This is a genomic window from Desulfovibrio simplex, assembly GCF_055387835.1.
Map to the genome: position 1 here is coordinate 1,404,022 of NZ_AP042377.1, position 14,066 is coordinate 1,418,087.

At 49.1% G+C, this 14,066-nt stretch carries 6 protein-coding genes; 1 reads left to right on the forward strand and 5 read right to left on the reverse strand.

The features are described 5' to 3' along the window. The first annotated feature begins 51 nt into the window (after positions 1–51). A complete protein-coding gene (locus ACZ5DH_RS05800) occupies positions 52–2,970 on the forward strand; it encodes a DUF927 domain-containing protein (RefSeq protein WP_464256141.1) in 2,919 nt (972 codons plus the stop codon). A gap of 580 nt (positions 2,971–3,550) precedes the next feature. Here ACZ5DH_RS05800 and ACZ5DH_RS05805 read toward each other — a convergent pair. The 5 genes from ACZ5DH_RS05805 to hsdR form a co-directional block, all read right to left on the reverse strand. Beyond that, positions 3,551–5,008: an RES family NAD+ phosphorylase gene (locus tag ACZ5DH_RS05805; protein WP_464256142.1), complete on the reverse strand. Its 1,458-nt coding sequence runs from the start codon at positions 5,006–5,008 to the stop codon at positions 3,551–3,553. A 26-nt stretch (positions 5,009–5,034) separates the two neighbouring features. Then, positions 5,035–7,014 carry a hypothetical protein gene (locus ACZ5DH_RS05810; protein WP_464256143.1) on the reverse strand — a complete coding sequence of 660 codons (1,980 nt, stop codon included), beginning with the start codon at positions 7,012–7,014 and terminating at the stop codon, positions 5,035–5,037. A 16-nt stretch (positions 7,015–7,030) separates the two neighbouring features. Then, positions 7,031–9,034 (reverse strand): restriction endonuclease subunit S, encoded by a 2,004-nt coding sequence (locus ACZ5DH_RS05815; protein WP_464256144.1) that lies wholly within the window; start codon positions 9,032–9,034, stop codon positions 7,031–7,033. Further along, positions 9,027–10,388 (reverse strand): HsdM family class I SAM-dependent methyltransferase, encoded by a 1,362-nt coding sequence (locus ACZ5DH_RS05820; RefSeq protein ID WP_464256145.1) that lies wholly within the window; start codon positions 10,386–10,388, stop codon positions 9,027–9,029. The genes ACZ5DH_RS05815 and ACZ5DH_RS05820 overlap by 8 nt, the downstream gene beginning before the upstream one ends. An 85-nt stretch (positions 10,389–10,473) precedes the next feature. Beyond that, positions 10,474–13,728, reverse strand: a complete 3,255-nt coding sequence (gene hsdR / locus ACZ5DH_RS05825) for a type I restriction-modification system endonuclease (protein WP_464256146.1) — start codon at positions 13,726–13,728, stop codon at positions 10,474–10,476. Between the last annotated feature and the right edge of the window lie 338 nt (positions 13,729–14,066).

Consider the following 14,066-nt stretch of genomic DNA (forward strand, 5'->3'; position numbering starts at 1 on the left):
GACCATTTCGGCCCTGAACGACTATCACACGCATACTTATCAGGAGTTGTCATGAAAAGCCTGGATGGTTCCTCTACGCCGACAGAGCAGAAGGAAGAACGGATAGTCTACGCGGGCCATGCCGATCAGGAACACGCAGATTTTGCGGAAATGTCTCGACAATGGAGAGAGTACCCCGCTTCAAAAGAAGGCATTAAAGAAGCTGTACGCGACGGTTATACCGCCATTTCCATTTACGAATTCAGCGGGCCTGTAGAAAAGGGCAAAACTCAGCCCATGCGCTATGGTGACATGGTGCTGGACTTCGATGCCAAGAAAGAACTGTTTGATAATGATGAAAATTCTCTGGGCAAGGTGGGTGATATTGATAAGGCACTTAAAGCTGTTCGTATTTTCAGCAGGCTGCTTAACAATAAATATGGCATAAACCCCAATCATCTGCACTATTACGCCAGTGGTGGCAAGGGCTTCCATGTTGTTATACCCCGTGAGCTTATCGGTTCAGAATCGGGAGATATTGAGTTGCCCGCTATTTACCGGCATATGCTGAGCCAAATTCTCAACATGTTCACAACTAAGAATCTCTGGGATGGCACAGTCCTTAATGCAATCAAAGAAAGCCGTAAACTAACCCCTGAAGACCTTTGCATCGACCCAAACGGATTCAAAGGTGGCAGAGGCCAGCTCATACGCCTGCCGCATATCCAGCGGGCCGATGGCAACTACAAGGTACCGGTCACGCACGATGAAATCATGCGTAACGATGCTACGTTTTTTGAAAAAATCGTAAAATCAGATCGGCATGTTAATTGTGAAGGAAATCGAATTGGCCTCGTGTGCGCTCCCATGCTGGAAGAAGCCTATTTGCAAGCCAAAAGGGTTGTTTGTCTTACTGCTGACAGGCGTAATACCGATAGTCAGGTTGCAAGCCTTGAAACAGAATGCGAATTTGTGACCTTCTGTGCCCAGCATGCGAGTGAAGTCTCAGAGCCGCAATGGTTCGCGCTTTCCAGAATATTTGCTCATTGTGGGGCATTGGGACAGAGAATGTTCCACCTGTACAGTCAACTTGATCCTCGGCGGTATCATGAAGCAGAGGCCCAGAAAAAACTGAATAATGCCAGAAGTTACTCGCCGATCACATGCAAAGAGGTTCAAAAGGATTTCCCCTGTTCAGGTGGCTGCCGGGTAAAATGCCCTATGGATCTTTATCGGCGGAAGCTCGTTGAGTCTCCCGGAATTGAAGCCTTTGCCGTATTGCCCGAAGGGCTTGTATTTTATTCAGATGCCAGTGATAAAACCGTTTATGAAAAAGTTTCTTCATCAATTGAAGTAAAGGCCTCTGCCCGTGACGCCGAAAACTGCGGTTGGTCAAAAGTCATTGAAGTGTGCGACCCTGACGGCATCCGCCATCAATGCCTTGTGCCTTTCACATCTTTAAACGGTTCAGGCGAAGAAGCGCTTACGCTTTTGTCGGAAGCTGGTTTGCTACTGGAGCCTGGCAGATCGCCCCGTCAGCGTCTTCTACAATATCTTAACAAGGCAACACCCAAGCAACGGGCTTTGATCGTTGAGAAAAATGGTTGGATTGCAAAGGCCAACAAATTCGTACCGTTTGATTTGGGAAGTCAGGACGATCAGAACGAGTACCTATGCTCCCGCTTCCCAGTGGCGTTTAAGCTGTTTGAGGCAAAGGGAACGCTCGAAGAGTGGAAAGAGCATATAGGGCGATATTGCGAGGACAATCCCCTCTTGCAGGTGACGATTATTGCGGCCCTGTCCGGCCCCTTGCTCACGCTCGTGAGACATTCAGGTTTTGGCATCCACCTTTATGGCAATTCTTCCAGTGGCAAGACTACGAGCCTTCATGTTGCGGGTACTGTCACTGGTGGAGAACTGAAATCATGGCGGACGACGGACAACGGCCTCGAAGGCATCGCAGAGCAACATAACGACAACTGCCTGTTGCTTGATGAAATCAACCAGTGTGACCCTGATGTCGTGGCCCAGGCAGCCTATATGCTTGCCAATGGCCAGGGCAAATCACGCTCCTCAAAGACCGGCGTCAGTCGCCGTGTACCAATGTGGAATTTGATTTTTCTGTCTTCAGGCGAAGTGTCCATATCTGACCGTGCTGACCAGGGTTATCGAAACAAAGCCATGGCCGGACATGAAGTACGCGTCATCAGCATCCTTGCAGACGGCGGCACAGATCACGGTATATTCACGATTGTGCCTGACGACATGTCTGCTGGAGAGTTTTCCGACATGCTGGTGCAAAACAGTAAGGAATATCGTGGTGCCCCATTACGAGCTATGATTCAGCACATCAAGGATGACAAGGATGGGATTTGTGACGCGATCTATGGACACATGGACAAGTTCCTTGACGGACTTGACCGCATCGCCTTGTCATCACAATCCAAGCGGGTAGCCGATCATTTTGCCTTCCTGGCGGGTGTAGGTGAAATCGCCATACGTCTCGGTATACTGCCCTGGTCGGCTGGAGAAGCAATGGTCGCGATGAAACATTGCTTTGACTGGTGGCTCCGGGACAGAAATGGTGCGGTAGACTTTGAGATTGAAAAAGCAACAGACAGGCTACTGTCTCAGGCCCGTGCTGAGTTTTACGGAAAAATAAGCGATACCTTCCCAGTCAAGAGGCTTACGACTGATAACCAAGACTGCTTTTTTATCCCCCGTGCATACGCAGTGGCCGAAATCTGCAAGGATTTTCAGTACAAAGCTCTTGTCGCCAATCTGAAGGAGAAAGGGCTGCTGATTCTGACCAAGGACGGTGAAGTACGAGAACAGTTCTGGCAAGGTAGCAACGACAATCGGCCCAGGGGGTTCGCCATTATCAAGGGCAAGCTGTATGGCGAGTCTGTACCTGACACGATGGATAATCTTCAGCCGACAAGAGGAAAGTATTCAATTGAGTATCAGCCCCTTGAGGATAATGACTTTTGAAACTGAGAAAATGTAGTGTGCGTGGTGTGCGAGCTGTGCGAGTGTGCGGAAATTCTAATGCTGAGGGCAGTAGGAAAACCAAAATCCTACTGCCCTTCTCTATATAGTATGCCCACCACCACACAATTTAACCCGATGAGGTAGCCACATGCGGTCACATCGCACGCACATCACCAATCTCTATGGCACAGATCGATTTTTCGATGCTCTGGAAAAAGAACTCCCACCAGTCTTCACGCGGGATGTTGCTTCCAAATGCATGGGGGGCCTTCTGGCCCCCAAAACCATGTCCAATGCTGATGCCATGGGGACGGGACCATCAGTAAGGGTAAGAATTGGGAAAAAAGTTGCCTATGAGCGCACAAGTTTTATGACATGGCTCAGGCAAAAATTGAGCACATAGAGTCTCATGATGCGACGCCATTACTCCCCAGCCCATTCCCACAACATGCCCTCATCAACACGATACATCAGCAGGAGGACACATGCAGCGCAGAAGTTGGCATCACGACTTTGAATACAACGACAATTTGTTCCACAATGGTGCATCACTGTTCACTTACAGGCCATCATAAATAATCTAAAAATCCATGTAACTTTCGAGCCCTTCATATTCAAACCGCGAAACAGAGAATTCTTTTGCAGTTACAGATACAGATTTTATGACTTGCACACAGATTGATTCAAGCAAAATGCGCAGGCTAACTTCACGAGTATCGCCACCGCGCTGTTCTTCTGAATAATCGCTAATCCACGGCAATACTTGCGAAACTTCCCTTTCTCCTTTGCTCTTTTGTAAATTGGGCAATCGTTCAACAACACTATACTCTCTTTCATATTCCTCGTCATACAGCGTGTATGTGCTAGCTTCAATCGTTGCCCCATCTGGGACTATTCTTTCCTCTACTCGAGCTGATTTATGAAAAAGGACAATATTCATGCCGCTATTTGGCTTTTGTGCAGAGGGAAACATGATTCCATCAAGAGCTGGTTTATGGGCACCCGCAAGAAAATCTGCGACACATTGCGTAGGCAAATATTCAAAAGATTGTTCGTTGGGCATTACTGGCCGGGCAAGGCGCTTGCAGAGGGTACTTAAGAAAGCCGCCTTCTCTAAGCGTCCTGCAAACTGAGGATCAAAAACACTTCCTTTTTCAACGATGCTGCTGAGCGCATCTAGGTTAAGGAGCTTGAGAGGACGAATTATTTCGAAAAAAGCCACAACTACTTGGCTTCCAACAGGGGGGCGCACCTCGGCAATTGCAGTGTCGACGTTTTGTGCACCATAAAAAACAGATATGCCTTGGGCATTCATCCTACCGGCAGTAGCAAGACGTGACGGTGGAGGGCCAATCTCTCGATCAGGATAACTTATTGCACGTTTTATTTCTTCGTCAGACTGACACACTCTGGCTCGGCATACTGTATTAAACTCTGTGTCAGGCCCAGCATCAACTATCACCGATTTTCCTGACGATGCTTGAATTTTAAAAATGCCTTTAAAAATATTGCCTAATACGTGTTCAGCACTAGAATTAAAAAAACGGTTCTCATTTTTTAAAGAATGTTCAAGGGCAAGCCATTCACTCTGCCATGCCCGATCATCAACACGCCGTTCCTCATAGTAACTCTCATCAGAAAATTCTGTTTCTTCGCCCATTGCAGCACTTTCAAAATCAGAATGTCTCTCTTCAAGGATTGATTGAATAATCTGCGCAGACTCTTCAGAAATGCCCACAAGATCAGCAATAAGAGCAATAACCGGAGTTCCTTCGCGCTCCCATTCGTAATCGGATTCTTTGTCAGCCAGCAGGGTGAGTTGCCATGAGTGCGGCTGATCTGCCGTCCTGCAGAAGTGTGTCTCAAATACCCTTTCAACAATATCTGCCAACTCCTCAAAGGTATATCCCTCTAGTTCTTCACCACAACAGGAGCATACGCCGAGAGCTCCATTCAGCTTGATCTCTCTCTTGAGATAATCATCGCCAATGCAGAGATGACACAGCATTTGCTCTTCCATTAAGTCTTCATTGGCCATTCTGCAGACACCTCGAAAAAAATATCCTACGAGAGATCTTCCAACAACGAGGCTCGGCCACCCAATTCCTTTTTGAAAAGCAGCTTTTCAGACGGGTAGGCTGCCAACTCATCACGGATGGTGTTAGTCAGTTCTTCTGGTGGTGGGGTTGTCGTGGTGAGGATGCACTGGATGGGCACGGATGATCCCCCACTCAACGTTGCCAAGGCATTGAATGCAAGCAAGAACCGTGCGTAGGTATCATCGGCCATATCTGTTTCGCGTGGGCTATCGAAAATCAGCAGTCCGGGGTGATGCCCTTCACCCGGTCGAGTAAAGAGCGCGGCCGCCACGTCAAAGAGAATGTGCCCGATGGTTCGGTAAGTTTGGCCGGAGTTGCGCCCAGATTCAAAGATATCTATCAGCCATTTACCATCTTTCTCTCTCAGTTTTCCAGCAAAATGTTTGCCGAGTATCTGTTTGACGGTACGGTCAAAAAGGCTTTTGAGCGCCGTAACATGCTCATGCTGCAACGCTTTAGTGTTGCCCTGCTGATTTTTTACATCTTGCAACCGCGCCAACATTTGCTGTATTTCGGCATGTACAAAAGCCAGTTCACTCTCGGTCTTTTTTCCGTTCAACTCAGCATGTGCATCCAGATATTCTCTTAAGGCATTCTCAATGCGTGTTTTTTCCTGAATATGAACATCTATGGCGGCTTGCAGTCCTGCTTTCTTTTCATCTAGCCAGCGAATTTTTTCGCTGGCCTGTGCATACTGTTTTTTCTGCTGCTCACGCTTGGCAGTGAAGGCCTCGAACTCTGCTCGTTTTTCGGCACTCATGGCTTTGAGCTGAGCCTCGCGGCTTTGTTCGTCGAATTTCAATAGTCGACAATTATCCAACCATTTTTTGATGTGGGTACACTCACCAAGCCTGACGGGAATATGTGCGCACTCACTTTGCTGCGCTATGTGGTCTTCAATATTCTTCTTGCGCTGCCTCTTTTCCTCCAATCCAACAGTCGTATTTTCATTAGGGCCAGGCGCAAGGACTTCCAGCAGGTCGTCAAGCTCTCCCCAAGACTTTTGAAGTCCTTGAATTTTGCCCTGCCACTGTGAGCGCTCATTTTCAAAGGCATCCAGGCTCTTACGTTTCGCCTTGAGAAGGGCTTCAGTGGCATCCAGCTTTTGACCGGCCACATTTTTTGCATCGAACACATTACCTTGTGTAGAAACCTCTTCAAAATGGCCAATGAGGTCAGCAAGCCGCTCCTTAGCAAAGCGATGCTTGTATGTCGGAGTTTCCTTCGTCGACTTTTCTTTGTTTTTCAGACTTTCCAACGCGCTTTCCAACTGCTGGCGTTCATCGGCGAGGCGGGCAAGCTCCGGGCTGATGAACCCCAGCACGCCGCTCATGAGGTAATTGGGATGCACTACAGGCTTGGGGAAAGAAGGCGTTTCAGATTCCGACTCCTCGGCACGCCACTCATAAAGACAATGCAACCGACTTTCCTGATCCCGCGAAAGCCACGACAGGAGGTGAAGCCATTGGAAATGGATGTCAGAACGGTGCAGATATGGGGGGATAAAGGCTTCAAGCGTTGCGCAGTACGCACCAAAACCTTCAGGGGTTGCCGATGCAAAGACATCCACCATCTTACCTTGGGTTGCAAGACTGTTTGCTTTGCTGCCAAGAGGGCGAAGGACTGTCCAGGGCATGTTGTCTATAAAAACTTCTGCAGCCACCCAGGCATGGGGCCATGTATTGTGAATAGCCTCTTCGCCATCTTCTGTGGCAAACCGTTTCTCGCCAAGACAGTAACGTAAAAGACGGCACATGGATGTTTTGCCGACAGAATGCCCTGCAATGGCTGGAGCTGCCGCATCATCATCGGGGCAGCGACTGCTTCGCCCCACAACACAATTGAGACCGGTTTCAAAGAAGATAGTGCGGATTTCGCGCTTCAGGTCACGAGACTCAAGAATTGACAACCTTTTCACCCACAAACGTGGCGCAACGTGTTCCACTCCGGCCCCCATGGATTTACGCGATTTTCTGCATCACTCCGATGCTGTCCAAAGCTACCTGTACATCCTCATACTTATGGCGTTTAGCAATAAAAATCGTATATGCCTTGTTGAAAAATGGCAATAAAGCGTCCATAGCAGGCCAAGGTGCAGGTTCTCTGCCTTTTCGCATAGTGCAAAGTCCCTCACTACTGATACGAATGCCGTAGTTTGCTTCCAACGATTCCCAAAGACGGCCAAACCGTACCACATCTGCCTTCGAAAATTTCCATCCCTCGCCGCTTTCTCTCAACGCCTTTCGGAAAGTACTGGCACGTGAGCCGAGCAGCGTGGCGCAGACCGCCGGATAGGTAGCAAGTTTGGCTTGTTCCTCCACGACGGTGGTGGACAAACCCGGATATGCGTAAATTATGTATTCCATGAGGCGCAATAAACGTTGCTCCCTGCCCGCAGCAGGGAAAACCATGGCCGGAGCAACGCCAGGTTTGGTCTTACGGCCTCGGCGAGCTTGCTGCGGTTTGGCGTCAGATGCAGAGAGAATAGCAGCCTCGGCAGCGATGCGCTCCAGCAATACGCTGGCGGGTTCATCCGTAGGGTCTTGGGCTACCAGTTTACCACGAAAGGCCTTGCTGAGGATGGATTGATTGAGGTGAGATAGTATCTCGGCATAGTCACCCCCAATCTGCCGAATACGTTCAGAAAGGGTAATGCATTTTTTTACTATTGTTTCCATCTCTTGAAAATTAGGGAGTGGAATGGGTAGCATCTTTATTTTGGATAAACTAATAGAAGCAAGGTTTGTTGTCTGTTGCCCTTCGTCAATAAAATATTTCCTTCCGAAGCTGTTTGCATATGTCGATATATAAATTGAAATGTCTCCATAAAGAACAGGGCGCATTCTGAACACATGATTTTGGTGGATGCACGTTTCAATTTGTTGTTCCCATACCCATCCTCGTCCCAATTTATCTCTGTCACCACCTTCATTCAACAGGACATCTCCAATCTGGAGGGAAAGCATATCAATTTCTTGCTGTGATGCAAAAATAGTCTTTATCTCACTAAGATCCAGATAACCGTTTTGCACATTAGCGACACGCAAATAAGGGACCTCTACAAGCTCATCCTTATTTCTAGCATTATTGACAGTTATTCCCCCCTTAATTTCACCTAGCTCGTCCAAACTCGCCCAGCACCAACCATCAGGCAAGTCCGGCAAGCCTTCTGTATTCACAGCCACAGGTTCAGGGTATTTTTTCTTCCAGTCTTTGGGTGGGGTTTTCCCTTTGGTGGCATACTTGGCGAGCTGTGCTTCTTCCCACCGCTTTCGGCGCTCTTTGCGGATGCGCTGCAAGAATGCACTGGCAGGTTCAGCATCAGGGTGCTCCTCTCTCCAGCGGGCGGTCAAATCACCACGAAACGCTGCTGCGAGAACGGACTGCCGAAATTTTTCCAGCAAGGCTTGAGCTTCTATCAGTGCCTTTTTGGCCTTGGCACTGCGAGCTTGCAATGCTTCTACTTTTGCGGCTATACGGCGCTGTTCGTTGAGAGGAGGAATGGGGATCTCAATCTCTTGCATCTTACTCGCGGAAATTTCTTTGAATGTCGTTCCGGACGCAACAGATTCCACATAGTCCTTTGCCGAAGAAAAATATATCCAAATATAATCTATTGAAATGCCATTTTTTACAATTAGGTTTTTGAATCCTTGATTTGTCGCGATTGCATTGTTAGCAATGACGCAATATCCTATTGGAGCGCGCGAGCTGAAAAGGATAGCACCTTGCGGCAAAATCTGCGCAGAACTATTTTTTATTCCCAACGTTGTGAGATTCCGTTTGCCTCTTGATATATATTTTTCATGAAAGCCAGACAAATCAGCTGGAGTAATCCACGGAGTTCCTTCGCTTTCAGAAAAAAAATCCAGTTGCTTGGTGGAGGGGGTTCCTCCCGCAACTATTTTTGCAATTTGTGCTGTAGTTGACCAAGCCCAAGATGTTGGCAGAGCCCACCTACTCATCCTCTTCCCCCTCAAGTATACGGGTGAGGGCCTCCATCTCGCTGGTAGCGAGGGCAAGTTGCTCCAGAATCTGGGCGGCAATCACATCAGGGGCAGGCAGGTCGTCACTGTGGGTGTTGTTTTCGTCCCGCAACCAGGTGATATCTAAATTTTCATTGCGCTTTGAGATTGCTTCCCGCGAAAAACATCTGAAACGCCCGGTCTCGCCCTGATCCTTACGCGGGCTCTTGCCATTGGGATCTCTGCCGTAGCAATACTCAAAATCTGCAAAATGTTCGCGTGTCAGAGGAGTACGCTTGCCAAAGCTGGGCATATTGGTGCGCAGGTCAAAGAACCACACGTCCCTGGTATTATTTTCGTCCTTTTCCCCACGCTGAAAGAAGAGCACGTTGGTTTTGACCCCTTGGGCATAAAAGATGCCCGTGGGCAGACGCAGCACGGTGTGCAGATTGCACTTGTGCATAAGGTCGGCGCGGATGCTGCGCCCTACCCCGTCTTCAAAAAGCACATTGTCCGGCAGCACCACGGCTGCGCGTCCTTTAGGTTTCAGCCCACGATAAATATGCTGCAAAAAGGCCAGTTGACTGTTGGAGGTGGGATAGGTGAAGTCATCGCGCGATGGTGCCCCACTGGCGGACACCCCAAAAGGTGGATTGGTGAGAATACAATCAGCCCGCTCCAGACGTTTGCCCGCCTGACTGAGGGTATCTCCCCAGAGAATGGGCACATCCAGATCATGGAGCAGCATGTTCATAAGGCACAGCCGATGTACATCCTGCACGAATTCCATGCCATGAAAGGCTTGTTTGCGCTGAAAATTCTGCCCTTTTTCTGAAAGCGTGTAGAGATTGTCAGTTGCCTGCTTGATATAACGGTCAGCATTGATGAGAAAGCCGCCCGTGCCTACGGCGGGGTCCTGAATGATTTCCCCAGCTTTGGGCTGCATGAGAGTCACCATACTCTCAATGAGCGGACGTGGTGTAAAGTACTGGCCAGCGCCGCGCTTGACCTCTGTGGCATTCTTTTCCAGCAGGCCTTCGTATAGGTCGCCAAAACCTTCCTCACGGGCATTGTACCAGTCCAGACCGTCCAAGGCCGTGACCAGTGACGAAAGGGTGGCGGGCTTGGTGATGACCGTGGTGGCATTGACGAAAATGGCCGCAACCTGGCCCTTGCCCTTGGTGCCCAAGTCCAGCAGGAGCTGACGATAGAAATGGAGCTGATCAACACCACTGCGCGTGAGTAAGTCTTTCCAGCGCAAGCCCTGTGGCAGTTGGGATTCTCTTCCCGTTTCCTGTGCCATTTTAAGGAAGAGTAAGAATGTTAATTCATTAACATATTGATGGTAGGTCACGCCCCCCTGGCGTAGAACTTTGCACAGATTCCAAAGTTTTTGGACTATATCGGAGGTGGAGGTCATCACAGGCCTTTAGTAAAAATTAAGCGGCATCATCCCACATGGCTTCGGCTATGTCTCCGAGCACGGTTTCGAGTTGGCCGTCAAATATACGATTCAGGCGCGAAAATCCACCGTCCCGTTCAAATGCTCCCCGGTCCAGAGCCTCTTTGTCCACAATGCTTTCCCTCTCCAACTGCCTGCCGATACGCTCCAACCATTGCCTTTGCGGCACTGTCCATTGGCGGCTGGCCAGAATACGCCGCATGGCACGCTGCACCCTTTCTTCATGAGAAAGGAGGGGGCTGCCCGTGGCTGCATTGCGGATAAAACCAATGATAGAAGCGGCTATGTCCTGATTGGTGATCTCACGCCATGCCGTTTTGAGGTTGGCTTCGGAAAAGCCCTGCTCATCCAAGAGTAAACGCAGTTCCCGCAACTGTTTGCGGGTCAACTCGCGTGGGCGTTGCATCACTAGAAGCAGGGCTGGTATTCTGTCCTTGTTATCTCTGAGAAAAATACTGAAGCTCTCCAGATAGTCAGCGGTTTTTTGTGCATCCCCATAGCCACGGTGCACATCCCGTAATGAGTCCTCGTGCGATGAAATGAATATCTTTGGGGTCTGCCTGCCAAGGCCGTCAAGAAAAGTGCCCAGAGACCCCTTCGCACGAATTGCCGCCAAATAATGCCGTACCTGCTGTGCACCCTGCCGCAGGGCCTTGATGAAATCCTGTGGGGAACCTTCCGTCAGCATCTCGAAAGATTCCAAGGCCTCATCCTTGAGATGTCGCTTGATCCGCTGAAATTTGGCCAGGAACTGATCTCGCGCCAAGGTATACGCTTCATCGGTGGGGGCCTGTTCCAATTCCTGCAGTAACTGGGAAAAAGAAATATACGGATTGACTACCACAGGATTCATGTCTGTATGATTTTTGAGAATTGCGTATATGTCCACAGCATCAAAAATACGGAAGTACTCTTTGTCAATGGCAGGGCAAAGGCGTGTGGCGCGGCCCAACATCTGTTCATACAAAATGCGACTGCGTACCCGCCGAATGAAAACAATGTTGACGATTTCAGGCACATCAATGCCTGTAGTTAGCAAGTCCACCGTCACCGCAACGCTGGGGTAACGTTCATTTTTGAAGTGACGCAGCAGATCAAGAGGCTTGTCGGCGGCAGCGGTGATTTTGACTACGGCTCTGTCGTCCACAGAGCCGTAGTGCTGCTGAAAGGCCTGTTTTAACTTGTCCACCACGATGTCGGCGTGACCATCTGTCGCGCAAAATACTAGCGTCTTGCCCTGCAATGTGGGGTCAATATGCCGCGCTAATTCAGTGCACACGACCTCATTGAAGGACTCGGTGATGACCTTGCGGTTAAAGTCATCAATAGCCATATGGAGTTCATCTTCAAGCTGGTATGTCTCAAACTCTCCAGTGGTGCTGTCAATGGCGTCAATTTCGTCACCTTTTGCCCAGCTCATTCCGTCTTCGGCGAGGGCGGTGACAATGCGTATGGGCGGTTCATGGTCAATGAGAAAGCCATCAATAACCGCCTGTCTGTATGCATAGGTGTACACCGGCACGCCAAAAAGCTCGCTGGTGTGCAAGGCTGGAGTTGCTGTGAGACCAATGCGAACGGCGTCGAAATGATCAAGGACCCGAGTATATTGGGAAATATAGTCTTTTTGATCTCTAAACTGCATCTCCGTTTCACTCATTTCCCGGTCAAGGCTGTAGCCTCTGTGGCATTCATCTACAATGACGCAGTCATACTGATCTACGGGAATGGGTAAGATATTTTCGTCTGATGAAAGCAGACGCCTTATCATACCTTGGATAGTTGCGATTTGCAGTCGAGTTTCTTGCTCTGGCCTGATGTCGCACATCTCTTTGACATCATAAATATCCGTGAATGTTTTATTTTGTTCCAGACGAAAATCTCTGAGCCCTTCTGCGGTTTGTTCCCCCAATGCGGTGCGATCCACCAAAAAAAGAACACGCCGAAAACGCTTTGCCTTACACAGACGGTATATTAGGCCAATACAGGTGCGGGTCTTGCCCGTACCTGTGGCCATAGCCACAAGAATATTGCGTTGGTGAGAGGCGATAGCAGCCTCAATGGCTTTAATGGCGTCGAACTGGTAGTAACGTAAATCCAGATAGTCGAGAGGCTCGCTGGCAAGCTCTTGCGTGGCTGTGGGAATGTCCTGCTCCAGCAGTGCCCGCAATCCTTCGGGAGTGTACCAGCTTTCTAGAGGGCGGGCCAGATTGACACTTTGCCGTAAGTCGCGGAACCAAATGCCACTTTTGGTGGACACTTGCTTCAAATAAGGACGCCCATTGGTGGAAAAGGCAAAGGGGATCTTAAATTCGGATTTCCATGCTGACGCTGGGGGTAACAGCTCATTGTCGCGGACAATATACTCACGGCTGTATCTTTCAGCCTGTTTGAGCTTGGCGGAAACATCGGCATTTTTCTTCTTGGCCTCAATTACAGCTATGGGTGTCAAGCCTACAAAAAGCACATAGTCAGCACTGTCTTTACCGCCAACAGACCACTCCGCAATCGCAAGGTTGCGGCCTTTCTGGGGCCGGATTCCCTTACTGTAGCGCAAATTGATACTATCGACATCCCAGCCCGCTTCACGCAACTGACTGTCTATGATAACGCGAGTTTCCGCCTCGCTGAGCGCAATCCTCTCGCCATTTTCTTTGAACCTTTTGACAATCCTATGCAGAGCGGCTGTGCTTTGTGCAGCAGAGGTCTGTCGTATGCGTTGATTATTGTTCTCTGCCTGGCTGATGATGTTTTCTACAGGGCTTAAGTCCTGTGGGGTAACTTCTTGTGGGGTAGGCGGGGTAAAATCCCCGTATTCTACTGGATTTGAAGTCAATACACCATGCAGCCAAACTGCCAGCAGACGGGCTAAGCGCAAAAGCGAGAGTGCATCTGCCTCTGTACCAGAAAGAGAATGGCTGGCCTTATTCCCAGCTTTGCGCAGTGTGTGAAAAAGAACTTCAGCTTTGTCTGAAAGAACTTGAGCTGTGCTCAGCCGCCGTAAAATAGCGACCGAGGTGTCTTCGGGCTTAAGAAACACCCCTGTGTGCGCCGCCAAAAACTTTGCTGCCAGTTCACCAAAGAGACGCATTTTCATCATGCTGGCATGGGGATCTATAAGTGCAAGCTGTTCAGCTTGCACGGCACAGGTGTGAAGCGATGCTTCAATAGTAGATAGAAACCAGAAGTTTGGTGAAAAGCAGCCACTGGCATTGGCGAACGAGGATTTAGCCATGCTGTATCCCTGACAAGCTACAGGTAACATATAACCCTATAATTTCGCCTTATTTTACATCATTTCCAGTAAATTTCAAATAGATAAAGGACTGTGCAAAGGGGCGAAGCATTTCTTTAAATTTGGCCTCCTCGACAAAAACACCTGTTGGCGAGTCTTGAGTGCTTGCCCCACCTATAAATTTGCGCTTAATGGACGTCCAATTCCAACCTCAATCCCGTTAATGATTTTTTATCGGAAAGAATGGCCAGGGACACCTTGGCTTTGAATATATATGGATGATTTTTACGCTTGGGCTTCAGTGCTCTCCCTTTGGTCAAGTGTAGCCCCCCCCCCTG

Excerpts from the sequence above, each read along its gene's own strand:
- ACZ5DH_RS05800 (WP_464256141.1), top strand. The coding sequence starts at position 52 with ATGAAAAGCCTGGATGGTTCCTCTACGCCGACAGAGCAGAAGGAAGAA.
- hsdR (WP_464256146.1), bottom strand. The coding sequence starts at position 13,728 with ATGGCTAAATCCTCGTTCGCCAATGCCAGTGGCTGCTTTTCACCAAAC.
- ACZ5DH_RS05805 (WP_464256142.1), bottom strand. The coding sequence starts at position 5,008 with ATGGCCAATGAAGACTTAATGGAAGAGCAAATGCTGTGTCATCTCTGC.
- ACZ5DH_RS05815 (WP_464256144.1), bottom strand. The coding sequence starts at position 9,034 with ATGAGTAGGTGGGCTCTGCCAACATCTTGGGCTTGGTCAACTACAGCA.